The organism is Stenotrophomonas sp. FR010 (assembly GCF_047520755.2).
Classification (GTDB): Bacteria; Pseudomonadota; Gammaproteobacteria; order Xanthomonadales; family Xanthomonadaceae; genus Stenotrophomonas; species Stenotrophomonas sepilia.
The window spans coordinates 174503-199816 of sequence record NZ_JAXBQT020000001.1 but is presented as its reverse complement, the minus strand read 5'-3'; the positions used below and the strand labels follow the sequence as shown (position 1 = coordinate 199816).

The following is a 25314-nucleotide window of genomic DNA, read 5'->3' as shown; positions in this document are numbered from 1 at the left end:
GGGGACCCCCTTGGCTTCCGAACCAGACAACCTGTGAAAATGTGACGCAAATCACATGCCAGTATTTGGCGTGGCCGTGGCCCGCGTCACTCCCTTCGTGCGTTCCCGCCCATTGAAGACGGATACAACCCGGACAGCGACCTGCAATGTCTTGTCTGAAACGAGAGTCCCCCGCACACCGAGTGGTGGCCTGGGCGGCGCTGCCGCCCCCATGCCCGATGCCGGCACGCGGCAAGGAAGGGCATTCGTGGGCACTATCCGCCCGGAATTGTCAGTTCGGCGTCAAGATTGCCCGGTGTCTGACGAGCGGTAGGCGGGGCCGTCTGGCGGCCCCGGCCGGGCTACCAGAGATCTTCCAGCTTGCGGGGCTTGCAGGCGACCCACGAGGCGCACAGCATCAGGGTGGCGCAGCCGAACAGGAAGCTGAACGGGAGCGTCCAGCCATTGCTGACGGTATGCAGCCAGCCGACCAGGAACGGGCCCAGGCAGCTGAAGCTGTAGCCCACGCCCTGCATGAAGCCCGACAGCGCGGCCGAGCCGGCCGGGGTGCGGGTGCGCAGGTTGATCAGGGTCAGCGCCAGCGGGAAGGTGGACGGGCCGACGCCGAGCAGGCAGGCCCACAGCAGGGGAGCCTTCATCGGCGCCAGCAGCAGCCCGGTGAAGGCGATCACGAACGAGAAGAAGCCGATCAGCACCAGCGGGAACGGGTTCTGCATGCGTACCGCCATCGACGGAATGACCAGTGACGGCAGCAGGCCCAGTGCCGAGAACACCGCTACCATCACGCCACCGAATGCAGGCGTGCCACCGGCCTCGACCACGATGCGCGGCAGCCAGGTGAACATCGAATAGGTCATCAGTGAGGTCATGCCGAACATCAGCGTCATGCTCCAGCCCAGCGACGTGCGCCAGACCTTTCCGTGCGGCTGCGCGGTGGGATCGGCGGCGTCGGCCAGCGGCTTCGGTGCGCGCCTGGCCAGCACCAGCCACGGCAGCGCGGCGGCCAGTGCAAGCAGCGCCCACATGCCCAGCGACACGCGCCAGCCTGCAGCGTTGGCCACCGGTACTGCCAGTAGCGCCGGCAGCATCGTGCCCAGCTGCAGCACGCTGATGTAGAGCGTGCTCATGGTGCCGACCTTGTTGGCGAAGTAACGCTTCACCAGCGGCGGCACCACCACGTTGCCGATGCCCATGCCGGCCAGCGCGATTACCGAGCCCAGCAGCAGCGTGCCGACGTTGCCGGCGCTGGAGCGCAGCAGCAGGCCGGCCATCGCCATCAGCATTGCCAGCAGCGTAGTGCGTTCCAGGCCCAGGCGCCGCGCCAGTGCCGGCGTGGCCACGCCGAACAGCGCGAACGAGGCGGTCGGCAGCATGCCCAGTACGCCGGTCATGGTGGTACCGAAGCCGAACTGCTGGCCGAGCACGTCCAGCAGGGGCGTGATCGACGTTACTGCGGTGCGCAGGTTGATCGCTGCCAGCAGGATGGCGGCGAAAGCCAGCACGCGCCCGTGCAGCAGCGACGGCGAATCGGAAGTGGAGGAACTCATCGGTGGTCCTTGCAGGTGTCGCACGCCGCGGCAATGGCATGCAGCGCCGGCATCGGTCTACGCCGAAGCGGCAGGTGGGGGAGTGGTGGCTGCAGGTGGGCCGGCAGCGCGGCCATTGTACGTGTGCGCTCCGGCAAGGTCCCGTCATGCGGGCGGCCTGGCGCCGGGTACAAAAAAACCCGGAGGACAGTGATGTCTTCCAGGCTTCTTGGTGACCACCGAAGTGGTCGGGGAGACAGGATTCGAACCTGCGACCTCTACGTCCCGAACGTAGCGCTCTACCAGACTGAGCTACACCCCGAAGGGAGCCGCCTATTCTAGCGATTCACCCCGATGGCGGCAAGGGGTGAATGCTGTTTTCTTCACACTGCCGAAGCAGTGCCACCTCAGGGAACAAAAAAGCCTGGATGACTTCACCAGGCTTCAATGCGACCACGTGAGTGGTCGGGGAGACAGGATTCGAACCTGCGACCTCTACGTCCCGAACGTAGCGCTCTACCAGACTGAGCTACACCCCGAAGGAGCCGCCTAAGATACCGTGTGAAGGCCAGGGCGGCAAGGTTTTTTTACAGCTCAGCGACGATTTTCTTTCTCGATGCGGTTCTGCTCGCGGGCTTCGAACCACATGCCGTTGAGGATGGCCACCGTCGAGGCGAGGCCGGCACCGAGAATCCAGGCGAAGTACCACATGGTCAATCTCCTTTGTTCAAGAGTGTGCCGACCGTCGGCCGGCACACCGGCAATCAGTAGGCGTTCGGGTTGTTGCCCATCTCTTCGGTGGTGGTCTTGCCCTTCAGCACGCGGTACACCCAGGTGGTGTAGGCGAGGATGATCGGCAGGAACACCGCCGTGGCCAGCAGCATGATCCACAGGGTCAGGTGGCTGGACGAGGCATCCCACACGGTCAGGCTGGAGGTGGGCTGGCTCGAGGACGGCAGCAGGAACGGGAAGATGGCGAAGCCGACGGTCAGGATGATGCCGGCGATGGCCGCACCGGAGGCGATGAAGGCCAGGCCACCACGACGGGCACGCAGCAGCACCGCACTGGCCAGCAGACCCGCCAGGCCGAGCAGCGGGGCCAGGATCGTGGCCGGCATCGCGCTGTAGTTGCGCATCCAGCCACCGGCGGCGCCGAGTTCGGCGGTCTTCAGCAGCGGATTGGTGGCGCCATCGGTAACCACCTGCGAGGTGATCTGGTAACCCGGCAGGCCGAAGGCCACCCAGGCGCCACCCACTGCGAACAGCACGAAGGCGATGATTGCCGCGATGCTGCCGAAGCGGGCCGCACGCTCGGCCACCGGGCCGTCGGTCTTGATCACCAGCATGGCCGCACCGTGGGCGACCAGCATCGAGACGCTGAGCAGGCCGGCCAGCAGCGCGAAGGGCATCAGCAGGCCGAAGAACGAGCCGGTGTAGAAGATGCGCATGCTGTCATCGAAATGGAACGGAACGCCCAACAGCACGTTGCCCACGGCCACGCCCATGATCAGTGCAGGAATGAAGCCACCGATGAACAGCGCCCAGTCCCAGGTGTTGCGCCAGCGTTCGCTGGGCATCTTGCTGCGGAACTTGAAGCCGACCGGACGCAGGATCAGGGCGAACAGGATCACGAACATCGCCAGGTAGAACCCGGAGAAGCTGACCGCATACAGCGGCGGCCAGGCGGCGAAGATCGCGCCGCCACCCAGGATCAGCCACACCTGGTTGCCTTCCCAGACCGGGCCGATGGTGTTGATCACCCGGCGGCGCTCGGCATCAGTGCGGGCGACGAAGGGCAGCAGGGTGCCCACGCCCAGGTCGAAACCATCCATCACGGCGAAGCCGATCAGCAGGATGCCGAGCAGCAGCCACCAGATCACGCGCAGCGTGGTGTAGTCCAGAAGAATGAAATCCATCTTGGTTCTCCTGCCTCAGGCCTGGCCGGCGGCCGGCGCCGCGGCATTGTGGGAAGCATGCGGCTTGGGCGACTGCAGCGACGGCAGCAGTTCGTCCGGCCCCTTGCGGATCGCCTTGAGCATCAGCTTGATCTCGACCACGATCAGCGCGGTGTAGATCGCGGTGAAGCCGGCCAGGGTCAGCACGATTTCATGCAGGGCCAGGCCCGACGCTGCATAGAAGGTCGGCAGCACGCCATCGACCGCCCACGGCTGGCGACCATACTCGGCCACGAACCAGCCGCACTCGATCGCGATCCACGGTGCCGGCAGCGTCCACAGGGCCAGCTTGAGGAACCAGCGCTTGTCCTGGAAGTTGTTGCGGCACGAGTAGTAGAAGGCCAGCGCGAAGAAGGCGATCAGGTAGAAGCCCAGGCCGGCCATCACGCGGAAGGTCCAGAACAGCGGCATCACGCGCGGCACCGTGTCCATCGCCGCCTGCGAGATTTCCTGCGGGGTGGCGTTGAGGATGTCATCGCGATAGCGCTTGAGCAGCAGGCCGTGTCCCAGGTCCTGCCAGTGGCGGTCGAACATCTCGCGCGCTTCCACGTCGTTCTTGTTCGCACGCAGGCGTTCCAGCGCGCCGTAGGCGAGCTGGCCACCGCGCACGCGGTGTTCGGCGCGCTCGACCAGTTCCAGGATGCCCGGAATCGGCTGGTTCAACGAACGGGTGGCGATCAGGCCCATCAGGTACGGGATCTTCACCGCGTAGTCGTTCTGGTGGGTGTCCTGGTTCGGGATGCCGAAGGCGGTGAAGTCGGCCGGCGCACGCTCGGTCTCCCACATCGCTTCGATCGCGGCCAGCTTCATCTTCTGGTGTTCACTGGCGGCGTAACCGCTCTCGTCACCCAGCACCACCACCGACAGCGAGGACAGCAGGCCGAACGCTGCGGCCACCGCGAACGAACGACGGGCCAGGTCCTTGTGCTTGTTGCGCAGCAGGAACAGGGCGCTGATCGCCATCACGAACACCGCACCGGTCACATAACCGGCGCTGACGGTGTGCACGAACTTGGCCTGCGCCACCGGGTTGAACACCACCGCCATGAAGTCGACCACTTCCATGCGCATGGTTTCCGGGTTGAACACCGCACCGGTCGGGTTCTGCATCCAGCCGTTGGCGACCAGGATCCAGATCGCCGACAGGTTGGTACCCAGCGCCATCAGCCAGGTCACCATCAGGTGCTTGACCTTGGTCAGGCGGTTCCAGCCGAAGAAGAACAGGCCGACGAAGGTGGCTTCCAGGAAGAAGGCCATCAGGCCTTCGATGGCCAGCGGCGCACCGAAGATGTCACCGACGTAGTGGCTGTAGTAGGACCAGTTCATGCCGAACTGGAATTCCATGACGATGCCGGTGGCGACGCCCATGGCGAAGTTGATGCCGAACAGGACGCCCCAGAACAGGGTCATCCTGCGCCAGATCTCCTTGCCGGTCATCACGTACACGCTCTCCATGATGGCCACCATGAAGGACAGGCCGAGGGTGAGCGGTACGAATAGGAAGTGGTACATCGCGGTCAGCGCGAATTGCAGCCGCGACAGTTCTACGACTGTCTGATCAATCATGGCCTGGCTACCTCGTTGGATAGTGCCGTTGCAGGTGGCGGGAAGGGTGGTCTACGACGTGAATGATGTGACCGACTACTTCAAACAGCCTTGATCCAGATCAATGTATGAACAGGTGCCCCGGTTGATCGTATGCCAACCTGATGAAGACTGCGACTGCTGGCCGCAGAGGCCGGCCATTGCCTGCGCCTACAATGCCGTGTCTCCCCCGTTGCCCGTGAAGACCCCTTGAGCGCTGCCGAAACCTCCTCCGTCGCCCTGTCCCAGGACGCCGAAACGACCCGCCAGCGGCGCGCCCGCAGCGCGTGGCTGGCCGATCTGGCGCGGCCTGCTCGAGGCCGCCAGCAGCTGGCGGCACTGTGCATCAGCCTGTCCGGTGCCCTGTTGATCGGCCAGGCGGCCGCCATCGCCTGGCTGGTGCAGCAGGTGCTGGTGGAGCGCGCGCCGCTGGCCTCGGGGTTGCCGGTGCTGGGCGGTCTGGCGGCGATCCTGGTGGCGCGCACGCTGCTGGGCAGCGCCACCCAGGCCGCCGCCGGTGATGTGGCCGATGCCGCGCGGTTGGCCCTGCGTGAACGCGTGTTCGGACGCCTGCTTGGCCATGGGCCGCTGTGGCTGCGCCAGCGCCGCACCGGCGAACTGGGCGAACTGATGCTGCATCACGCTGATGCGATCGAGAGCTATTACAGCGGTTTCCTGCCGGTACGCACCGAAGTAGTGGTGGTGCCGCTGCTGATCCTGGCCGCCGTAGCCTGGGTCGACTGGGTGGTGGCGCTGATCCTGCTGTTCACTGCACCGTTGGTACCGTTCTTCATGATGCTGGTGGGCTGGGGGGCCGAAGCGGCCGGCCGCGCGCAGCTGGGTGAGCTGGCGCGGATGAGCGGCCATTTCGCCGACCGCATCAAGGGCCTGGGCCTGCTGCGCCTGTATGGCCGCGGTGAGGCTGAGCTGGAGGGGATCGAGGCGGCTGCCGAAGGCGTGCGCGTGCGCACCCTGAAGGTTCTGCGCATCGCTTTCCTGTCGTCCACGGTGCTGGAGTTCTTCGCCTCGGTCAGCGTGGCGATGGTCGCCCTGTACCTCGGGCTGAGCTATCTGGGCATGATGTCGCTGCATGCAACGGTACCGACGCTGGGGGCGGGCCTGTTCTGCCTGCTGCTGGCGCCGGAATTCTATGCGCCGCTGCGACGGCTGGCCGCGCACTACCACGACCGTGCCAATGCGCTGGCTGCCGCTGCCGAGGTGGAGCGCCTGCTGCAGTCGCTGCCCGATGAGCAGCTCCTGATCGAGAACGAAGCTGCGCCGCTGGCGGTGGAGCCGGCCGAGGCCGCGCTGCCGCCGCTGCGGGCACAGGGTCTGGTGCTGCGTCCGCTGGGCGCGCCGCACGATGTGCTGCAGGATCTGGACGTGCTGCTGGAACCGGGCCAGCGCCTGGCCCTGGTCGGTCCCAGCGGGTCCGGCAAGAGTACGTTGCTGGAGGCGCTGGCCGGTTGGCTGCCGCCGCGTGCCGGCAAGCTGCAGGTGCGTCCCGGCGTGCAGGTGGCCTATGCCAGCCAGCGTCCGTACCTGTTCCACGGCAGCATCGCCGACAACCTGCGCCTGGCCGATCCCGGCGCCAGCGATGCGCGCCTGCGCGCGGTGGCCGAGGCTTCGCAGGTACTGCAGTTTGCGCAGCGCCTGCCGCAGGGGCTGGATACGGTGATCGGCGAACGTGGCTTCGGCCTGTCCGGTGGTGAGGCGCGTCGCATCGGCCTGGCCCGCCTCCTGCTGCGTGATCCGCAGGTGCTGCTGCTGGACGAACCCACCGCGTTCCTGGATGCCGATACCGAAGCGGCATTGCTGCGCAGCCTGGCCGCATATGCACGTGGCCGCAGCGTGGTGGTCGCCACCCACAGCCCGGCGGTGATCGCCTGGGCCGATCGTTGCCTGCTGCTGCCGGAAGGCCGCCTGGTGGAACCGGCACAGGCGGTGCGCGCATGAGCCCTTCGCCTGATTCGCTGCGCGCGGTGTTCCTGCGTCATCGTCCGCGCTTGTTGCTGACGATCCTGTTGTTGTGGACCACGATGCTGGCCGGCACTGCATTGCTGGGCCTGTCCGGTGGTTTCCTCACCGCGGCCGCGCTGGCCGGTGCCGCAGGCCTGGGGCAGGGATTCAATTTCTTCTCGCCGTCTGCGGGTATCCGTGGCTTGACCATGGCGCGCATCGTGTCGCGCTACTTCGAAAAGCTGGTGGGCCACGATGCCACCCTGCGCATCGCCCGCGATCTGCGCGTCTGGTTCTTCCGCCGCGCGCTGCCACTGGCGCCGGCACGGCTGGGGGCTACGCGTACCGGCGAGTTGCTGGCGCGACTGCTGGGCGACATCGGCGAAGTGGATGGCCTGCTGGTACGGGCGATCGGGCCGCTGGTGGCGCTGGGTGCGCTGTCGGTGGTGGCGGTTGCATCGGCGGCGCTGATCCTGCCGTCGGCGGCAGTCCTGCTGGCGGTGCTGGCGCTGCTGATCGCCTTCGGTGTGCCGTGGCTGGGCGTGCGTGGCCACGATGATGAAGAAGCCGACCGCGCCGCACATCGCGCCGCATTGCGCACCGCGGCCTTTGAGGGGTTGGAGGGGGCGGGAGATCTGGCCGCGCTGCATGCCGATGCCGCGTGGCAGCTGAAGGTGCGCGTGGCAGCCAAGCAGTTGGCCTCGCGTGACCGCCGCCGTCGCTGGCGCCTGATCGCGGCCTCGACCCTGCACGGCCTGGTGGCCGGGCTGGGCCTGGTGGCGATGCTGGCGTTGGCCCTGCACGCCGCCGAACAGCAGCGCATCGCGCCGGAGATGGCGGCGGGCCTCGTGTTCCTGACCGTGGCGTTGATCGAACTGTGGGCCGGCATGGGCCTGGCCTGGCAGTCGCTGCAGTCCGGGCGCATTGCCGCAGATCGCCTGCAGGCGATCGTCGAGCAACCGCCGACGGTGGACGATCCGCAAGTGCCACAGCCGGTGCCGCAAGCCGCGCGCGTGCATTGGGACGATGTGCATTTCCAGTGGCCGGGCGCGGCGCGGCCGGTGCTGTCCGGCCTCCAGCTGACCCTGGCGCCAGGCGAACGCATCGCCATCCGCGGCGACAGCGGCAGTGGCAAGACCACGCTGTCCAGCCTGCTGCTGCGGCTGTGGGATCCGCAGCAGGGGCGAATCACCTATGGTGGCCGCGATCTGCGCGACGTCGCCCAGGCTGAGTGGCACCAGCAACTGGCGTGGCTGCCACAGAACGCACCGGTGTTTGCCGGCAGCGTGGCAGAAAACCTGCGGCTGGGCGATCCCGATGCCAGCGACGCCGCCTTGTGGGCGGTCCTCCGTCGCGTGCGCCTGGGCGACTGGGCCGAGCGCAACGGTGGCCTGCAGGCCTGGGTGGGCGAGAACGGCGCGACGATGTCGGCCGGCCAGGCGCGACGGCTGGCGCTGGCGCGGGCGCTGCTGCGCAACGCGCCGATCCTGCTGCTGGACGAACCAACCGAAGGGTTGGACGTGGATACCGCACGTGCGCTGCTGCAGGATCTCTCCGGGTTGCTGGACGGGCGCAGCCTGTTGATGATCACCCACGACGACCTGCCCGAAGGCGTGGTCGATGCGCAGTACCGGTTGCGTGATGGGGTGTTGATCCGCGAATCGTGACGATGGTCCGGTAGTGCCGGCCGCTGGCCGGCAATTGAAGCGTCTGGCGTGGCTGCCACAGAACGCACCGGTGTTTGCCGGCAGCGTGGCAGAAAACCTGCGGCTGGGCGATCCCGATGCCAGCGACGCCGCCTTGTGGGCGGTCCTCCGTCGCGTGCGCCTGGGCGACTGGGCCGAGCGCAACGGTGGCCTGCAGGCCTGGGTGGGCGAGAACGGCGCGACGATGTCGGCCGGCCAGGCGCGACGGCTGGCGCTGGCGCGGGCGCTGCTGCGCAACGCGCCGATCCTGCTGCTGGACGAACCAACCGAAGGGTTGGACGTGGATACCGCACGTGCGCTGCTGCAGGATCTCTCCGGGTTGCTGGACGGGCGCAGCCTGTTGATGATCACCCACGACGACCTGCCCGAAGGCGTGGTCGATGCGCAGTACCGGTTGCGTGATGGGGTGTTGATCCGCGAATCGTGACGATGGTCCGGTAGTGCCGGCCGCTGGCCGGCAATTGAAGCGTCTGAGGTTGCCGGCCAGCGGCCGGCACTACCGATGGCGAGGGTTATCGCGAAAATTCGCGCAGCAGTACCGCGATCGAGGCCACGTTGGCCAGCACGCACAGCCAGAACACCCATTGGAACGCGGCCTTGCGGTGCTTGTGGCGGAACATCGCCTGGCCCAGCAGCGCGCCGGGCCAACCACCGGCAAAGGCCAGCAGCTGCAGGGTGCGCTCGGGAATCCGCCACTGCTTTCGCTGCGCCGCGCGCTTGTCATGGCCATAGAGGCCGAACGACACCGCGCTGGCCAGCACGCACCAGCCGCCCAGCCACAGCGGCAGCACACTGCTGATCATCAATGCAGCCAACGCGCCGAAGGCAGCCAGCGCGAGATTACGCCGCCACGCCACTTACAGCGCGTCGAGGAAGCCGCGCACGGCCGGGCCGAAACGCTCGAAATCGACGAGGAAGGCGTCGTGGCCCTGCGGCGATTCCAGGCCGATGAAGTGCGCATCGGCACCGCCGGCTCGCAGGCCATCGGCAACCTGTTGCTGCTGCTGCACGGGGAACAGGATATCGGTGTTGGCGCCGATCGCCAGCGCCTTCTCCACGCGGATCTTCGCGAGCCCGGCCAGCACGTCGCCGTCGGCATACTCGGCCAGGTCGAACCAGTCCATCGAGCGGCTCAGGTACAGGTAGCAGTTGGGATCGAAGAAACGCACGAAGCGCCGTGCGTGGCCTTCCAGGTAACTTTCCACCTGGAATTCGAGGCCGAACGGATCGTCGTCGGTCTGGTCCGAATCCAGCCGCACGCGGCCAAAGCGGCCATCCCATTCCAGTGCCGAACGGTAGGTGATCACGCCCAGCTTGCGGGCCATGCGCATGCCGGACTCGGGGTACTCGGCATCGTCGTAGTGGCCGCCATTCCAGCGCGGGTCAAGGCGGATCGCCTCGCGCTGCAGCGAGCGGATCGCAATCGAGAACGGCAGTGCCTGCGCGCTGCCGGAGATGTTGATGTGACTGCGTGCGATGCCCGGGTGCAGCATCAGTACGGCCAGCGCGGTCATGCCGCCCATCGAATTGCCAATCACGCAGGCCAGCTGGGTGATGCCCAGCGCATGCACGACCTCGACCGCAGCACGGGCACCGTCTTCGATTGACAGTTCGGGGAAATCAAGGCGGTAGGGCTCACCGTTGGCCGGGTTGAGCGAAGCGGGGCCGGTCGAGCCCTTGCAGCTGCCCAGCGAATTCACGCATACCACGAACCAGCGGTTGGTATCGATCGGCTTGCCGGGGCCAACCATCGCTTCCCACCAGCCCGGTGCCGGGTTGGCCTCGTTGGCCGCTGCATGCGCGTCTGGGGACAGGCCGGTCACGATCAGGATCGCATTGCTGGCATCGGCCGCCAGTGTGCCCCAGGTCTCGTAGGCCACCCGTGCACCATGCAGGGCGCCACCGCGCTTGAACGGGAACGGCGAAGGCAGGGCGTGGAAGCGGGTGCCGGGCGGGATGAATTCGGTCATGCACGCATTCTAGCGGGGCGGCATGTGGAGCTGGCGACACGCTGGATTCCAGCAGCGGGTGGACGCGGACCGGACCGCCGTATCCACGCATGGCGTGGATCTGCTGTAGAGCCGAGCCGATGCTCGGCTGGCGGGCGCCGGCAACCCAATCGCAGCCGAGCGTGGGCTCGGCTCTACAAGTCAGGGAAACCGCAGCTCAACCACGCCGTCATGCGGCAGCGTCACCCGCACCACGTCGCTTTGCAGGTCGCCCTCGCTGCGATTGGCGCTGCCGGTGCGTGAGATGCGTGCCAGCACTTCCACTTCGCGATGGGCTGACAGCGGTGCGGTTGGCATCGGACTGTCACCGTCGCCCAGCCCGACCGTGTCCGGGAATCCGCTCAGCGGCAGCTTGCGAGCGGCCACCGGCATCGGCGGTCCATCCACGGCGCGCGCCAGTACGAACACCTGGGTGCTGGCTGGCCAGTCGGCGTTCTTCAGTGCCGGCAGCTGCACGCGCACCTGCAGCAGCGCCGCTGGCGCCGCAGCGCCAGCATCGGGCGCCTGGCCAGCGGCCTCGCGGGCAATCGCGATCTGCGCCTGCAGCGCCCGCGCGGCGCCCGGTTCCAGTCGCGGCAGCAGGCCGCTCCACACGTCCGCAGCCTCGGCGTTCTTTCCACGCTGCCGCAGGGCGATGCCCAGCAGCCAGCTGGCGCGCTCGGCGTCGGGGGCCCGAGTACGTGCCTGCTGCAACCAGGCCATCGCAGTGTCATCGAACTGCTTGCCGGCATCAGCCTGCGCGCGCGCCTGCGCGGCTTCCACCAGCACGCCCGGATCATCCGGTGCCAATTCGGCGGCCTTCGCGAAGGCGTCTGCCGCAGCTGAGGCATTGCCCAGTTCGGCCTGCGAACGCCCGAGCAATGCCCAGCCATCGGCACGCTGAGGGTCGCGCTTCAGTGCATCCTGCAGGGCCTGCACGCCATCGCGCAGGGTGGCTACCGACGGCGTCGGCTGCACCTGTGCTGCACGCGGATCACCGACCAGCAGGTACAGGCAGGCACCGGCCACGCCCAGTGCGAACACGCCGACCACGAAACCGCGACGACCTTGGTGGCGCAACGGCCACAGCACCAGTGCTGCCATCAGCGCAGCAACCAGGCCGGCCAGCACCGGCAGCCAATGGTTCACCATTCGTCTCCTTCATCGGCCTTGCCGGCCGGTGCCGCGCCGACGGTGCGTCCACGTCGGCGGACGATGCCCAGCACCACCAGTGCACCGGCGCCGAGCACCAGCAGGGGGCCACCCCACAGCAGCCAGGTGCCCGGCTGCAACGGTGGTTGATAGAGCACGAACTCACCGTAGCGGGCGACCAGGAACTGCTTGATCTGTGCGTCGTCGTGGCCCTGCTGCATCAGCTGCAGCACCTCGCGGCGCAGGTCCTGCGCGATCTGCGCATTGGAATCGGCCAGCGACTGGTTCTGGCACTGCACGCAGCGCAGCTGCGCGGCCAGGTCATGGAAGCGGCGTTCCTCGGCATCATCGCGGAACTGCAGCGGCTGCGGATCGTGCAGCGGCTGCTGGGCCAGCGCGGCCAGCGGCACCATCAGGAGCAGCAGCGCCAGCAGCCAGCGCATCGGCTCAGGGCGCCGTATGCAGGGTGTTGCCGGCACTGCCCTGGGCCTTCTCGATCTTCTCCAGTGCCGGGATCAGCTTCTCGTCGACCACGCGCTGGGTCATCGCGCCACTGTACTTCCAGCGCACGATGCCACTGCCATCGACCAGGAACGTCTCCGGTGCGGCGGTTACGCCCCAGTCGATCGCGGTGCGGCCCTCGACGTCACTGAGCACCACCATGAACGGGTTGCCCAGCTGTTCCAGCCAGTGCAGCGCGTCGGTCGGATCATCCTTCCAGTTGTAGCCGATCACGCGCACGCGCTTGCTCTCGGCAAAGCGGGTCAGCACCGGATGTTCTTCGCGGCAGGCCGCGCACCAGCTGCCCCAGACGTTCAGCAGATAGGGCGCACCGCGCAGCTCGTCGCTGTGTACGATCATTTCCGGGTCATGCAATACCGGCAGCGCGAACGCCGGCGCCGGCTTGTCGATCAGGGCCGACGGCAGCACGTCGCGCTGCGGGTCGCCCGATTTCATCACCCCGTAGATCATCAGCCCGAGCAGGCCGAAGAAGAACAGCACGCCGATCACGATGGCTACCGGCGGCAGCGGGCGGGAGGGGCGCGGGGCGGGGGACTCGGACATGGGAACTCCTACGGACGACGGAAACGGCGGTCGGCGGCGGTGATGAATCCGCCCAGGGCCATCAGCAGCGCGCCCAGCCAGATCCAGCGCACGAACGGCTTGATGTGCACCCGGACCGCCCATGCATTGTTGCCCAGCGGCTCGCCCAATGCCACGTAGACATCACCGTCGAAGCGTGCATCGATGCCGGCCTCGGTCATCACCTGGCCGCCACTGGCGTACTGGCGCTTCTCCGGATGCAGCAGGGCCAGCTCGCGGCCGTCGAGGAACACCCGCAGGTGGCCCCGATCAGCGATGAAATTCGGCCCTTCGCGATGGTCCACGCCTTCGAAGCGGACTTCGTAGCGACCGACCACCAGCTGCTGCCCCGGTGCCAGCGCCACTTCGCGTTGCACGTTCAGCGCTTCCACCAGCAGCGCGCCCGCCAGGAACACGGCGATGCCGGCGTGGGCGACGATCATGCCGAGCATTTCGGCGGTGAAGCGGCCATTGCCACGCAGGCGCTGCCAGACGAAGCGCCCGGTGCCGAGTGCGACCCAGGCCGCAGCGGCGACGCCGATGCCGGCCTTCCAGCCATTCTGCGGTGCCTGCCACCAGGCCAGCGCGCCCAGCAGCAGCGACAGGCCCAGCCAGGGTGCCAGCAGCGCGAAGGCGCGCGAGGGCTGGTCACGCTGCCATTTCACCAGCGGGCCGAACGGCAGCAACAGGATCATCGGTGCCATCAGCAGCAGGAACAGGCTGCCGAAGTAGGGCGGGCCGACCGAGATCTTGCCCAGCGACAGGGCATCGGCCAGCAGCGGGTACAGCGTGCCCAGCAGCACCATTGCGCAGGCGGTGGCCAGCAGCAGGTTGTTGGCCAGCAGCAGGGTCTCGCGCGAGGCCGCGGTGAAGCCACGGCGTGGATCATCGGCATCCACGCTCAGCTGGCTGGCCCGCAGCGCATACAGCAGCAGGCTGCCGCCGACCAGCACCGACAGGAACACCAGGATGAACAGGCCGCGCGAAGGATCGGCAGCGAACGAATGCACGCTGGTCAGCACGCCCGAGCGCACCAGGAAGGTGCCCAGCAGCGACAGCGCGAACGCAGCGATCGCCAGCAGCAGGGTCCAGCTGCCGAAGGTGCCCCGTTTTTCGGTGACGGCCTGTGAATGGATCAGTGCCGCACCGACCAGCCACGGCATGAAGCTGGCATTTTCCACCGGGTCCCAGAACCACCAGCCGCCCCAACCCAGCTCGTAGTAGGCCCACCAGCTGCCCAGTGCGATGCCCAGGGTCAAAAAGCCCCAGGCGACGTTGGTCCACGGCCGCGTCCAGCGCAGCCAGCGCGCATCCACGCGACCTTCCAGCAGCGCGGCCACTGCGAATGCGAAGGGCACCGCGAAGCCTACGTAGCCCAGGTACAGCATCGGCGGATGGATGATCAGCCCTGGGTCCTGCAGCAGCGGGTTGAGGTCGCGGCCTTCCAGCGGCGCCGGGTTCAGGCGCAGGAACGGATTGGAGGTGAAGATCAGGAAGGCGAGAAAGCCGACGCTGACCACGCCCATCACTGCCAGCACGCGCGCCTGCACCGGTGCCGGCAGGTGCCGCGAGAACAGCGCCACCGCGCCGGTCCACAATGCCAGCACCAGCGCCCACATCAGCAGCGAGCCCTCATGCGCGCCCCACACCGCCGAATAGCGGTAGATCAGCGGCAGCAGCGAATTGGAGTTCTCGGCCACGTAGCGCACCGAGAAATCCTGCTGCACGAACGCGGCGGTCAGCACCGCGAAGGCGCCGGCCAACAGCAGCAGCTGCGCGAAGGCGGCAGGCCGCGCCACTGCCATCCATGCCGCATTGTTGCGATGCGCACCGACCAGCGGCAGGCCGGCCTGCAGCAGCGAGGCCAGCAACGCACACAACAGCAGGATCTGACCCAGTTCGGGCAGCACTCAGCGCACCTCGGGGGCCGTCACCGGCACGTCGTGCTTGCGATGGGCATCGCCCATCTTGTCGGCCACTTCCTTCGGCACGTACTTCTCATCGTGCTTGGCCAGCACTTCGTCGGCGACGAAGACACCGTCCTGCAGGCGGCCACTGGCGACCACCGCGGTGCCTTCGGCGAACATGTCCGGCAGGATCCGCGAGGTGGTCACCGCCAGCTGTGCATCGCCGTCGGTCACCTCGAAGCGCGCCTCAAGCGAGCCCACCGGGCGGTTGAAGGAGCCCTTCACCACCATGCCGCCCAAGCGGAAACGCGACTGTGCATCGACATCGCCGCGCAGCACTTCCGAAGGGGTGTACAGGTAGGCGATGTTGCGCTCCAGCGCCATCGCCACCAGCGCGGTGGCCAGGCCGGAGGCGAGCAGGGCCAGCAGCACCCACATCAGGCGGCGACGCTGCACCGGGGTCATCGTTCCAGCTCCGTCGACAGCGTCGTCGCCGCGTCCTGCCTGCCAGCGCGGGTCTGCTGCCGCTGCTGGCGGGCCAGTGCCAGCCGGCGCGCCACGCGCAGGCGCAGCCACGAACCGAGGGCATCGGCGCTGAGTACCAGCACGAATACGGCGTAGGCGCCGATCACATAGGGCAGGTGGGTCATGGCTGGGCCTCCCGTGAGGCGCGCGCGGCATCGACACGGCCGCCGACCCAGGCCTTGCCGGCCTCGCGGTCGAGATTGTCGGCGCGGGCCTTGGCCAGCACCGAACCGGTGAACCAGAACTTGGTGCCGATCACCATCCACCACAGCGGCGCGATCATCGCGCTGCTGATCGCCGATTCACCGAACACGCTGATCGACTGGCGCTGGTGCAGGCCACCCCACCAGTCCACCGAATAGCGGATCACCGGCAGCAGGCTGACACCTACAATGGCCAGCAGGCCAGCGGCGCGCGCGGCGCTGCGGCGGTCTTCGATGGCGTGGTACAGGCCGATCACGCCCAGGTACAGGAACAGCAGTACCAGTTCGCTGGTCATGCGCGGGTCCCAGTCCCACCAGGTGCCCCAGGTGCCCTTGCCCCAGATGCTGCCGGTCAGCAGGGTGATGAGGGTGAAGCCGGCGCCCATCGGCGCGCAGGCCATGGCCAGGATCTCGCAGACCTTGATCCGCCAGATCAGCGCGATCGCGGCGTACAGCGCCATCAGCGCGAACACGAACAGGCTCATCCAGGCACTGGGCACGTGGATGTAGAGGATGCGGAAGCTGTCCAGCTGCTTGGCTTCCGGCGGCACCACCAGCAGCGCCTGCCACATGCCGACCAGCAGCACCGGCACTGCGGCGAGGTAGAACACCCGCGACCAGCGGGCAGCGAAACGGTCGAACGTGGGAGGCGAACCGAGTTGGTGGAACCAGCGGACAATCGGATTCATGCGTGGCGGCTATCCAGCAGGGGTGGATTGGCTCTCAGCTCGGTCAACTCAGAGAAATACGTATTGCAGCGGCGGTGGCCAGCGGCGCCAGCACCAGCGCGACCAGCAGGCCGGCGCCCAGCATCAGCAGCGCACCGACCGGATCCTGCCCGCGCCCGGCTGCCGCCAGGCTGCCTGCGCCGAACACCAGCACCGGCACGTACAGCGGCAACGACAGCAGCGCCACGAGAATACCAGAGCGCCGGATGCCAACGGTCAGTGCGGCGACCACGCCACCGATCAGGCTCAGCAAGGGCGTGCCCAGCAGCAACGATGCCAGCAACATCGGCAGCTGGTCATGCGGCAGATGCAGCATTTCGGCCAGCAGCGGGCTGACCACGATCAGCGGCAGTGCCGTGGTGGCCCAGTGCAGCAGCACGCGCACCAGTACCAGCCAGGCCAGCGGCACCGGCGCCAGCAGCCATTGTTCCAGCGAGCCGTCCTCGGCGTCGGAACGGAACAGCGAATCCAGCGACAGCTGTCCCGCCAGCAGCACGGCCAGCCACAGCACTGCACCGGCGGTGGCGGCCAGCAGCTGTGGTTCGCGGCCCTGGGCCAGCGCGAACAGCACCACCACCAGCACCGCGAACAGCAGCGGTTGCAGCGCGTCGCCGCGGCGGCGCCAGAGCAGGCGCAGGTCGCGCTTGAGCAGGGCGCCTGCGGTCTGCCACAGGCCTGGTTCGGTACCCGGCGCGATCATGCGGCACCGCCGAGGTCGAGCTGGCGGGTACGTACCGGCGGTGCGGCATAGGCGCCATGGGTGGTGACCAGCGCAGCGCCGCCGGCGCGCAGGTGCGCCGAAATCATCCGGTTGACCAGGGTGATGCCCTCCAGGTCGAGGTTGGCGTAGGGTTCGTCGAGCAGCCACAGTGGCGCCGGCGACAGCCAGATGCGCGCCAGTGCCAGCCGCCGCTTCTGCCCGGCCGACAGGTGGCGTACCAGAGTGTCCTCGTAACCGGCCAGGCCGACGATGGCCAGCGCGTTGCCGGGCATCTGCCGCGCACGGCGGCCGTGCAGGCCGCACAGGAAGTGCAGGTTTTCCAGCGTGCCGAGGTCCGGCTTCAGGGCCGGCAGATGGCTGAGATAGGCGACATAGCGCGCACGCTCTGCGTTGCTGGAGGGCTTGCCGTCGATCCGCACCTGGCCGGCGCCGGGCCGGGCCAGGCCGGCCAGAACGCGCAGCAGGGTGGTCTTGCCGGCGCCGTTGCCACCCTGCACCAGCAGGGCTTCGCCGGCGTCCACATGGAAGTCCAGCGGGCCGAACACCGGCTCGTCATTGCGGGAGAAGCTCAGGCCGCTGGCGGCCAGCAATGCAGGGGTGTTCAAGGGGCAAAGGTCTTCATGCCGGAGTGCGGCGGCAATTGTAGCGGTGAATGCTGTCCCGGTAGCGCCGGGCCATGCCCGGCGGCCGCAAGGCATATGCAAAGAGCCGCCGGGCATGACCCGGCGCTACCGGCTGAACCCACAGTCGCAGCGTGGATTTCGTACACTTCTGGGCCTCGTTCCCCCAGACTCCAGGCCGATGCAACCCACCACCAAGCTGCCCAAGGTCGGTACCACGATCTTCACCGTGATGTCCCAGCTCGCCGCCGAACACGGCGCGGTCAACCTGGGCCAGGGTTTCCCGGACTTTTCCGCGCCGCAGCGCCTGATCGATGAGACTGCCAAGGCGATGGCCGCCGGGCTGAACCAGTACCCGCCGATGACCGGCGTGGCCCCGCTGCGCCAGGCCATCGCCCAGAAGGCGCTGGACTGCTACGGCGCGCAGGTGGATGCGGACAGCGAGATCACCGTCACCAGCGGCGGCACCGAGGCGATCTTCAACGCCATCCACGCCGTGGTGCGTGCGGGCGAGGAAGTGATCGTGCTCGACCCGGCCTACGATTGCTACGAGCCGGCGATCGACCTGGCCGGCGCCAAGGCGGTGCATGTGTCGCTCGATCCGCAGACCTTCGCCGTCGATTGGGATCGCGTGCGTGCAGCGATCTCCCCGCGCACCCGCATGTTGATCGTCAACACCCCGCACAATCCGTCCGGCGCGATGCTGTCGGCGCAGGACATGCAGGCGCTGGCCGAACTGCTGCGCGGCACGCAGATCTACCTGATTTCCGATGAAGTGTATGAGCACATCATCTACGACGGCCGTCGCCATGAGTCGGCGCTGCGCTACCCGGAGCTGCGCGAGCGCGCATTCGTGATCTCCAGCTTCGGCAAGACCTACCACTGCACCGGCTGGAAGATCGGCTATGCGATCGCGCCGCCAGCGCTGACCGCCGAGTTCCGCAAGGTGCACCAGTACAACACCTTCACCAGCTTCGGCCCGGCGCAGTACGGTTTCGCCGCGATGATCCGCGATGAGCCGGAACACCACCTGGAACTGGGCGCGTTCTACCAGGCCAAGCGCGACCGCTTCCGCGAGCAGCTGGCCAGCACCCGCCTGAAGGCGCTGCCGGTACCGGGCGGCTACTTCCAGCTGGTCGACTACTCGGCCATCAGCGACCTGCCGGATCATGAGTTCGTGAAGTGGCTGACCATCGAGAAGGGCGTGACCGCCATCCCGCTGTCGCCGTTCTACGAGACTCCTCCGGCCGGCCAGCGCCTGGTGCGCCTGTGCTTCGCCAAGAACGAAGCGACCATGGACGCGGCGATCGAACGCCTGCGCCTGCTGTGAGCGGAGCCGTAGACATGCAGGACCTGCGCATTTCCCTCGTCCAGGGCGACACCCGCTGGCACGACCCGGCCGGCAACCGTGCCTACTATGCCGCGCTGCTGGCGCCGCTGGCCGGCACCACCGACCTGGTGATCCTGCCGGAGACCTTCACCAGTGGTTTCTCCAACGAGGCCATTGCCCAGGCCGAAGGCATGGACGGCCCGACCGTGGCCTGGGTACGCGAGCAGGCCAAGGCCTTGAATGCCGCGGTGATCGGCAGCGTGCAGCTGCGCGACGGCGAGGGCGTCTACAACCGCCTGCTGTTCGCCATGCCCGATGGCGACCTGCAGTACTACGACAAGCGCCACCTGTTCCGCTACGGCGGCGAGCACGAGCGTTATGCCGCCGGCCGTGAGCGCCTGAGCGTGGAATGGAAGGGCTGGCGGATCAATCCGCAGGTCTGCTACGACCTGCGCTTCCCGGTGTTCTGCCGCAACCGCTACAACGTCGAGCGTCCGCAGCAGCTGGACTTCGATCTGCAGATCTTCGTGGCCAACTGGCCGTCGGCGCGCGCCTATGCATGGAAGACCTTGCTGCGCGCGCGCGCGATCGAGAACCTGTGCTTCGTGGCGGCGGTAAACCGCGTCGGCGTGGACGGCAACCAGCTGCACTACGCCGGCGACAGCGCGGTGATCGACTTCCTCGGCCAGCCGCAGGTGGAGATCCGCGAACGCGAACAGGTGGTGACCACCACCATCTCGGCCGATGCCTTGGCCGCGCATCGCGCGCGTTTCCCGGCGATGCTCGATGCCGATGCCTTCCACCTGGACGAACAGGCCTGAGCCGCGGCCTGAACAGCGCCGCACCAGCGCGCGCGCCTGCATCCAACGTGCACGCGCGCGCTGCTAGATTCGCCGGCAGTCCGACCGAACTGGAAGTCCTGCCATGAACAAGCCCTTCGCCCTGCTGCTGGCCCTGTCTACTGCGACGCTGGCCCCGGCCGCGCACGCCGCCGGCAATCTCGATTGCCAGCTGCGCTACAACCTGTCCGGCTGGTCGCTGATCTACAAGACCGCCTCCGGCAACGGCACCGTCGCCTGCAGCAATGGCGCCAGCATGCCGGTACGTATCGAAGTGAAGGGCGGCGGCCTGACCGTGGGCAAGTCGAAGATCACCAATGGCCGTGGCAGCTTCACTGGCGCCGTCAGCGTCAACGAACTGCTGGGCACCTACGCCTCGGTGGGTGCGCATGCGGGTGCCGTGAAGTCCAGCAACGCGCAGGTGATGACCAAGGGTGACATCTCGCTGGCCCTGTCCGGTACCGGCAAGGGCTGGGATCTGGGCGTGGACGGCGCCGCCTTCACCATCAGCCGGCGCTGATCCCAAAAAAAGGGGACGGAGGGGATTAAGTCGCTTTCGCCCCTTTGAGGCAAAAACGACTTAATCCCCTCCGTCCCCTTTTTGTATCAGATGCCGTCGGTGTTGGTGCGCACGATCAGCTTCCAGCGGATGTCGCCCTCGTGGGGCGCGTGCTGGTGATGGGATTGGGGCGGGAATGGATCGTTCTTGTTGCACGTCACTTCGCGCTTGCAGCCCTTGCACCGATAGATGCCTGACGCCTGGACCTTCTCGGCCGGGCCATGCGTGTCAGTCCATACCTGTGTGACCTTCTCTGCCTGCAGGTGCGCCGCTTCGGTGTACCACGCCATCGTCAATGCCTCATGTTGCGGGTGAGGGTTCACGATAGGCGTTCATCGCGTTGCTCGCGTCGACCTATGGCACTAATTGCACGTTTTCAAAGAATTCCTAGCTCACGCTTTTCATCCGCGCATGGCGTGGATCTGCCAACGGATCGACCCACCAGACAAAGAAAAACCCCGGCCTGCGCCGGGGTTTTTCATTTCAACGTGGCTGCCGATCAGCCGCCGCGCGGGCCGCTACGGCGCGGGCCGCCGGGACCGCGGTTGCCACCGGGGCCACGGTTGCCCCCCGGACCGCCGGGACCACGGTTACCGCCCGGGCCACGGTTGCCACCACCACCCGGACCACGACCGCCCGGACGGGCGCCCTGTGCCGGCTTCGGGCTGCCATACGGGTTGAAACCCGGGGTTGCATGGTCGGACGGGAAGCTCGGGGCGTTGCCCGGATGACCGTACGGGTGCTTGTTGCCCTGGCCCTGCGAGCGGTTGCCGGCACCGGCCGGACGACCCTGGCCGCCTGCGCCGCCACGGCCTTCACCACCGAAACCGCCACGGCCCTGGCCGCCGGCGGCGCCCGGGCCCTTCGGCTTGCCGTACGGACGGCCCTGGCCGCCCGCGCCCGGTCCACGGGCACCCGGGCCACGTGCGCCCGGGCCGGCATTGCGGTGCCCGCTCGGGCCAGTGCTCACGCCATCGGGCACGTACCAGGTGCGGAACGCGGCCGGATTGCCTTCCGGCAGCGAACGGTCATTCTTCGGCGCGCGCTGCTTGAACGGCTTCTGCGACTGCTTGGCCGCTGCTTCACCGCTGACCGTCAGGCCGCCCTTGAAGCCGCCACCCTTGCCGCCGCGACCACGGCCGCGGTCTTCGCGGACGTTGTCGAAACGGCGCAGCTCGCGACCTTCGTCAGCGGTGTTGTGGCCATTGACATAGGCATTGCCGCGGCCACCTTCGCGCACGCGCACAGTGGTCTTTGCGGCGCGGCGCTGGCCGATCACCGGCTGCAGCGTCAATGCCGACGGAGCGCCTTCTTCCAGCTTCAGCTGCGCGCGCAGCGCTTCCACCTGAGCGGTGCCCAGTTCCACCGAATGGCCACGGGCCAGTTCGCGCGGCAGGCTCACCTTGCCATAGCGGGTGCGCTTCAGGCGGCTGACCTGGCAGCCCTGCGATTCCCACAGGCGGCGCACTTCGCGGTTGCGGCCTTCCTTCACCACGACGCGGAACCAGTCGTGAGAATCGGTGCCGCCGATGCGTTCGATCTCATCGAACTTGGCCGGACCGTCTTCCAGTGCGACGCCACGGCTGAGGCGGTCGACGATGGCGTCGGAGACCTTTTCCTCGCCTTCCGGTGCACGCACGCGCACCACGTACTCGCGCTCGACCTCGAACGACGGGTGCATCATGGCGTTGGCCAGCTCACCGTCGGTGGTGGCCAGCAGCAGGCCGGTGGTGTTGATGTCCAGGCGGCCGATGGCGATCCAGCGCGCGCCCTTCAGCGGCGGCAGCGACTCGAACACGGTCGGGCGGCCTTCGGGATCTTCGCGGGTGGTCACCTGGCCTTCCGGCTTGTTGTAGACCAGCACGCGCGACGGCTCGGCCAGGGCAGTGGCGACGAAGCCACGGCCATCCAGTTCGATCCTGTCGCCGCTCTTGACCGACATGCCGGTCTGCGCGACTTCACCGTTGACCTTGACCAGGCCTTCGGCGATGCGCTGTTCCAGCGCGCGGCGCGAGCCGAGGCCGGCCTGGGCCAGCACCTTGTGCAGGCGCTCTTCCAGCTTGAACTGTTCGGAGGTGGCTTCGCGCTTCAGCGAGAGCTTGTTACGGGGGGTGTCACTCATCAGTTTTGCTCCGGCCGACGGTTTCGAGGTCGGCCTCTGGTTCGGAATCGGCTTGGTCAACAGCCACGGTCGTCATCGCGACGGCGTTGTCTTCGCGTTCGTTCACTGGCACCGCGCGCTCGCCCGGCGCGGAATCGGGGTGCCCATCATCGAGGGGCGAAGGTGCTTGCTCATCGGAGGCCGATGCAGGGGCTGCATTGGCGGAATCGGGGGTGTCACTGCCGGCCAGGCCGGCGTCATCGTTCGCGGCAACGCCATCGGCGCTGGCCGAGATGTCCGGACCCTCGGCACCGGCCACGGCCGGTGCATCACGGTCCAGGGCCAGCTGCGGTTCCAGCTCGCCCAGGTCCTTCAGTTCCGACAGCGGCGGCAGTTCGTCCAGTCGCTTCAGCCCGAAGTAGTCCAGGAAGCCCTTGGTGGTGCCGAACAGCGCCGGCTTGCCGGGCACGTCGCGGTGGCCGACCACGCGGATCCATTCGCGTTCTTCCAGCGCCTGGATGATGTTGCTGCTGACCGCCACGCCGCGCACCTGCTCGATCTCGCCGCGGGTGATCGGCTGCCGGTAGGCGATCAGCGCCAGGGTTTCCAGGGTGGCGCGGGTGTAGCGGGTCTTGCGTTCGGTCCACAGCCGGCTGATCCAGCCATGTACTTCGCTGGTGACTTGGTAGCGGAAGCCGGAGGCGACCTCGACCAGTTCCACGCCACGACCTTCGCAGGCCTCGCGCAGGCGCTCCAGCGCACGTTCGATGCTGCCCGGCGGTGCCGGTTCCTCTTCCGGAAACAGGTCCTTCAGCTGGGCCAGGGTGAGTGGCTGGCTGGAGGCCAGCAGGGCACCCTCGACAATGCGGTCGATCAGCGATTGATCCATCGGCAGTCAGCGCTCACTCGTTGGCATTGGCGGCGTCGTTGTCGTCAAACTCGCTGCTGAACTGCAGCGGCGCGTTGGTGTTTCCAGCGGCCAGCGACTTCACGTAGATCGGCGCCAGCGGTTCTTCCTGAACGATGTCCAGCAACTGTTCCTTGGCCAGTTCCAGCACCGCCAGGAACGTGACCAGCACGCCCAGCTTGCCTTCTTCGGCGGTGAACAGCCCTTCAAAACGATAGAACTTGCCGTCTTCCAGGCGTCCCAGTACTTCGCCCATGCGTTGCCGCACGCTCAGTGCTTCGCGCTTGATGGCGTGGCCGCTGAACAGCTCGGCGCGCTTGAGCACGTCGTGCAGGGCCAGCAGCATTTCCTTCAGGTCCACCGGCGGCGGCAGCTTCACCGTGGCGCGCTCGGGCATGAAGGCATGCGCCACCGTGGTGTCGCGGTCCTGGCGGGGCAGGGCGTCGATGTCCTCGGCGGCCTGCTTGAAACGTTCGTACTCCTGCAGCCGGCGCACCAGCTCGGCGCGCGGGTCGGCCTCATCGCCTTCCTCGCTGACCGGGCGCGGCAGCAGCATCCGCGACTTCACCTCGGCCAGGATCGCGGCCATCACCAGGTACTCGGCCGCCAGCTCGAAGCGCAGCTCGCGCATCACGGTGATGTATTCCACGTACTGCCGGGTGATTTCGGCCACGGGAATGTCCAGCACATCCAGGTTCTGGCGGCGGATCAGGTACAGCAGCAGGTCCAGCGGGCCTTCGAAAGCGTCCAGGATGACTTCCAGCGCGTCCGGCGGGATGTACAGGTCCTGCGGGATCTGCAGGACCGGTTGCCCATGCACCACGGCCAGCGGCATTTCCTGCTGCTGGGGGGCGGGCGGCCGGGTTGGCGGGTTCGCGTCGAGCGCGAGTTCGGAAGTCATCTAATGGACATCAGGATTGCAACGGACCAGTCGCGGCACCGGGTTCGCCGGGCCAACGCCACGGAGCCCCAGGGCACCAGACACGCCGGGATCGGCGCGATTCCACACATATCAAACAGCAGGACGCGCCGCAGTAAACGGCAGCGACAGAACTACGGGGAGGTCGTCTACGTGGCCCGGCCAGGTGGTCCGGTTTGAAGCAGCGGATCTGTCGTCGGGGGCTGCGTGGCCGCAGAATCCGACGGGCTGCTGCATCCAGCCACGTGCAATGGAGTCTAGGGTAAGCCTTTGCTGCGCCAGTGTCCAGCCGGACCGGGGCAGGGGCTGCATTGGCTAGAATCGGCGGACCCGACAACGCGAGCGAGGAAATGCCGGTGTGGTATGTGATCGAAGGGTATGACGGCCAGGATGTGCTGGCGCAGCGGCTGCAGGCGCGGCCGGAGCATCTGGCGCGGCTGCATGCGCTGCGCGACGCGGGACGCCTGCTGCTGGCCGGGCCGTGCCCGGCGGTGGACAGTGAAGACCCGGGCCCGGCCGGTTTCAGCGGTTCGGTGGTGATCGCGCAGTTCGAGTCGCTGCCGCAGGCCCAGGCCTGGGCCGATGCCGACCCGTACGTGGCTGCAGGCGTCTACACCCGCGTGCAGGTCCGCCCGTTCCGCAAGGTGCTGCCGTGAACGCGGAACGGATCGAGCGGATCCGTGATGCGCTGCAGCAGGCGCTGGCGCCGAGCGTGCTGGTGATCGAGGACGACAGCCATCGTCACGCCGGCCATGCCGGTGCGCGCGACGGGCGCGGCCATTTCAACGTGCATGTGGTCAGTGAGCGCTTCGCCGGGCTGGGGCCGCTTGCCCGGCACCGCGCGGTCTATGCCGCGCTGGGGTCGATGATGGAGACCGATATCCACGCGTTGTCCATCCGCGCGCAGACCCCGTCAGAACAGGGCTGAGCCCTTGTCCCACGCTGTCCTGGCGGGTCCTTCATGGCCTCGCCACGGACAGGTTTTCATGTCCATTTCGGGAC

26 protein-coding genes, 2 tRNA genes and 1 pseudogene are annotated in these 25314 nt (G+C 67.5%); 8 read left to right on the top strand and 21 right to left on the bottom strand.

The window, feature by feature from the left end; all coding sequences use genetic code 11:
• Positions 1-341 precede the first annotated feature (341 nt).
• From ACM0PK_RS00915 to ACM0PK_RS00890, 6 genes are all read right to left on the bottom strand, one after another.
• Complete coding sequence (locus ACM0PK_RS00915; RefSeq protein ID WP_065178262.1) at positions 342-1547, bottom strand: CynX/NimT family MFS transporter; 1206 nt, start codon at positions 1545-1547, stop codon at positions 342-344.
• 224 nt (positions 1548-1771) lie between these two features.
• A tRNA-Pro gene (locus ACM0PK_RS00910) sits at positions 1772-1848 on the bottom strand.
• A 140-nt stretch (positions 1849-1988) separates the two neighbouring features.
• Positions 1989-2065 (bottom strand) — tRNA-Pro (locus tag ACM0PK_RS00905).
• Between the two features lie 55 nt (positions 2066-2120).
• On the bottom strand, positions 2121-2237 hold the full coding sequence (gene cydX, locus ACM0PK_RS00900; RefSeq protein ID WP_005410354.1) for a cytochrome bd-I oxidase subunit CydX: 117 nt from the start codon (positions 2235-2237) through the stop codon (positions 2121-2123).
• Between the two features lie 53 nt (positions 2238-2290).
• Positions 2291-3442 carry a cytochrome d ubiquinol oxidase subunit II gene (cydB, locus tag ACM0PK_RS00895; protein WP_053501030.1) on the bottom strand — a complete coding sequence of 384 codons (1152 nt, stop codon included), beginning with the start codon at positions 3440-3442 and terminating at the stop codon, positions 2291-2293.
• Positions 3443-3457: 15 nt separating this feature from the next.
• Positions 3458-5047, bottom strand: a complete 1590-nt coding sequence (locus tag ACM0PK_RS00890; protein WP_414608092.1) for a cytochrome ubiquinol oxidase subunit I — start codon at positions 5045-5047, stop codon at positions 3458-3460.
• Between the two features lie 228 nt (positions 5048-5275).
• Here ACM0PK_RS00890 and cydD point away from each other — a divergent pair, with 228 nt between their 5' ends.
• The 3 genes and pseudogenes from cydD to ACM0PK_RS00875 form a co-directional block, all read left to right on the top strand.
• A complete protein-coding gene (gene cydD, locus ACM0PK_RS00885; RefSeq protein ID WP_111176229.1) occupies positions 5276-7021 on the top strand; it encodes a thiol reductant ABC exporter subunit CydD in 1746 nt (581 codons plus the stop codon).
• Entirely contained in the window at positions 7018-8691 is a 1674-nt protein-coding gene (gene cydC / locus ACM0PK_RS00880) for a thiol reductant ABC exporter subunit CydC (RefSeq protein ID WP_414608091.1), read from the top strand. The genes cydD and cydC overlap by 4 nt, the downstream gene beginning before the upstream one ends.
• Before the next feature lie 37 nt (positions 8692-8728).
• A pseudogene (locus ACM0PK_RS00875) lies at positions 8729-9157 on the top strand (ATP-binding cassette domain-containing protein); the annotation flags it as partial.
• An 85-nt stretch (positions 9158-9242) separates the two neighbouring features.
• Here the strand turns inward: ACM0PK_RS00875 and ACM0PK_RS00870 are convergent.
• The 11 genes from ACM0PK_RS00870 to ccmA form a co-directional block, all read right to left on the bottom strand.
• Complete coding sequence (locus ACM0PK_RS00870; RefSeq protein WP_069139778.1) at positions 9243-9587, bottom strand: DUF1294 domain-containing protein; 345 nt, start codon at positions 9585-9587, stop codon at positions 9243-9245.
• Positions 9588-10700 (bottom strand): homoserine O-acetyltransferase MetX, encoded by a 1113-nt coding sequence (metX, locus tag ACM0PK_RS00865; RefSeq protein WP_111200737.1) that lies wholly within the window; start codon positions 10698-10700, stop codon positions 9588-9590.
• Positions 10701-10880: 180 nt separating this feature from the next.
• Positions 10881-11870, bottom strand: coding sequence for a tetratricopeptide repeat protein (locus tag ACM0PK_RS00860; protein WP_414608023.1), 990 nt, complete (start codon positions 11868-11870; stop codon positions 10881-10883).
• A complete protein-coding gene (locus ACM0PK_RS00855; protein WP_065178270.1) occupies positions 11864-12313 on the bottom strand; it encodes a cytochrome c-type biogenesis protein in 450 nt (149 codons plus the stop codon). The genes ACM0PK_RS00860 and ACM0PK_RS00855 overlap by 7 nt, the downstream gene beginning before the upstream one ends.
• A gap of 4 nt (positions 12314-12317) precedes the next feature.
• A complete protein-coding gene (locus ACM0PK_RS00850) occupies positions 12318-12935 on the bottom strand; it encodes a DsbE family thiol:disulfide interchange protein (RefSeq protein ID WP_134969229.1) in 618 nt (205 codons plus the stop codon).
• An 8-nt stretch (positions 12936-12943) separates the two neighbouring features.
• Positions 12944-14863, bottom strand: coding sequence for a heme lyase CcmF/NrfE family subunit (locus tag ACM0PK_RS00845; protein ID WP_414608022.1), 1920 nt, complete (start codon positions 14861-14863; stop codon positions 12944-12946).
• Complete coding sequence (ccmE, locus tag ACM0PK_RS00840) at positions 14864-15325, bottom strand: cytochrome c maturation protein CcmE (RefSeq protein ID WP_414608021.1); 462 nt, start codon at positions 15323-15325, stop codon at positions 14864-14866.
• A complete protein-coding gene (locus ACM0PK_RS00835) occupies positions 15322-15510 on the bottom strand; it encodes a heme exporter protein CcmD (RefSeq protein ID WP_005417652.1) in 189 nt (62 codons plus the stop codon). Before ACM0PK_RS00835 ends, ccmE begins: the two co-directional genes overlap by 4 nt.
• Positions 15507-16277, bottom strand: coding sequence for a heme ABC transporter permease CcmC (ccmC, locus tag ACM0PK_RS00830; protein ID WP_414608020.1), 771 nt, complete (start codon positions 16275-16277; stop codon positions 15507-15509). The genes ACM0PK_RS00835 and ccmC overlap by 4 nt, the downstream gene beginning before the upstream one ends.
• A 43-nt stretch (positions 16278-16320) precedes the next feature.
• Positions 16321-17016 carry a heme exporter protein CcmB gene (ccmB, locus tag ACM0PK_RS00825; RefSeq protein WP_006456616.1) on the bottom strand — a complete coding sequence of 232 codons (696 nt, stop codon included), beginning with the start codon at positions 17014-17016 and terminating at the stop codon, positions 16321-16323.
• Positions 17013-17735 carry a heme ABC exporter ATP-binding protein CcmA gene (gene ccmA / locus ACM0PK_RS00820; RefSeq protein ID WP_414608019.1) on the bottom strand — a complete coding sequence of 241 codons (723 nt, stop codon included), beginning with the start codon at positions 17733-17735 and terminating at the stop codon, positions 17013-17015. The genes ccmB and ccmA overlap by 4 nt, the downstream gene beginning before the upstream one ends.
• A 103-nt stretch (positions 17736-17838) precedes the next feature.
• Here ccmA and ACM0PK_RS00815 point away from each other — a divergent pair, with 103 nt between their 5' ends.
• The 3 genes from ACM0PK_RS00815 to ACM0PK_RS00805 all read left to right on the top strand — a co-directional run bounded on the left by ACM0PK_RS00815 (position 17839) and on the right by ACM0PK_RS00805 (position 20346).
• The gene (locus ACM0PK_RS00815) at positions 17839-18987 is read left to right on the top strand and encodes a pyridoxal phosphate-dependent aminotransferase (protein ID WP_065186054.1); all 1149 of its coding nucleotides are present in this window, start codon (positions 17839-17841) and stop codon (positions 18985-18987) included.
• A 14-nt stretch (positions 18988-19001) separates the two neighbouring features.
• Positions 19002-19808, top strand: a complete 807-nt coding sequence (locus tag ACM0PK_RS00810) for an amidohydrolase (RefSeq protein WP_414608018.1) — start codon at positions 19002-19004, stop codon at positions 19806-19808.
• A 103-nt stretch (positions 19809-19911) separates the two neighbouring features.
• Positions 19912-20346: a hypothetical protein gene (locus ACM0PK_RS00805; RefSeq protein WP_414608017.1), complete on the top strand. Its 435-nt coding sequence runs from the start codon at positions 19912-19914 to the stop codon at positions 20344-20346.
• Between the two features lie 86 nt (positions 20347-20432).
• Here ACM0PK_RS00805 and ACM0PK_RS00800 read toward each other — a convergent pair whose 3' ends face one another.
• The 4 genes from ACM0PK_RS00800 to ACM0PK_RS00785 form a co-directional block, all read right to left on the bottom strand.
• A complete protein-coding gene (locus ACM0PK_RS00800) occupies positions 20433-20675 on the bottom strand; it encodes a hypothetical protein (protein WP_005417638.1) in 243 nt (80 codons plus the stop codon).
• 209 nt (positions 20676-20884) lie between these two features.
• Complete coding sequence (locus tag ACM0PK_RS00795) at positions 20885-22507, bottom strand: pseudouridine synthase (protein WP_414608016.1); 1623 nt, start codon at positions 22505-22507, stop codon at positions 20885-20887.
• The gene (scpB, locus tag ACM0PK_RS00790; RefSeq protein WP_053497859.1) at positions 22500-23375 is read right to left on the bottom strand and encodes an SMC-Scp complex subunit ScpB; all 876 of its coding nucleotides are present in this window, start codon (positions 23373-23375) and stop codon (positions 22500-22502) included. Before scpB ends, ACM0PK_RS00795 begins: the two co-directional genes overlap by 8 nt.
• A 13-nt stretch (positions 23376-23388) precedes the next feature.
• Complete coding sequence (locus ACM0PK_RS00785) at positions 23389-24294, bottom strand: segregation and condensation protein A (RefSeq protein WP_005417635.1); 906 nt, start codon at positions 24292-24294, stop codon at positions 23389-23391.
• Positions 24295-24668: 374 nt separating this feature from the next.
• On the opposite strand from ACM0PK_RS00785, the gene ACM0PK_RS00780 reads away from it, so the two are divergent.
• Both ACM0PK_RS00780 and ACM0PK_RS00775 read left to right on the top strand, forming a co-directional pair.
• Positions 24669-24968, top strand: a complete 300-nt coding sequence (locus tag ACM0PK_RS00780) for a YciI family protein (RefSeq protein ID WP_005417634.1) — start codon at positions 24669-24671, stop codon at positions 24966-24968.
• Positions 24965-25240, top strand: coding sequence for a BolA family protein (locus tag ACM0PK_RS00775; RefSeq protein WP_111200744.1), 276 nt, complete (start codon positions 24965-24967; stop codon positions 25238-25240). Before ACM0PK_RS00780 ends, ACM0PK_RS00775 begins: the two co-directional genes overlap by 4 nt.
• Positions 25241-25314: the final 74 nt, after the last annotated feature.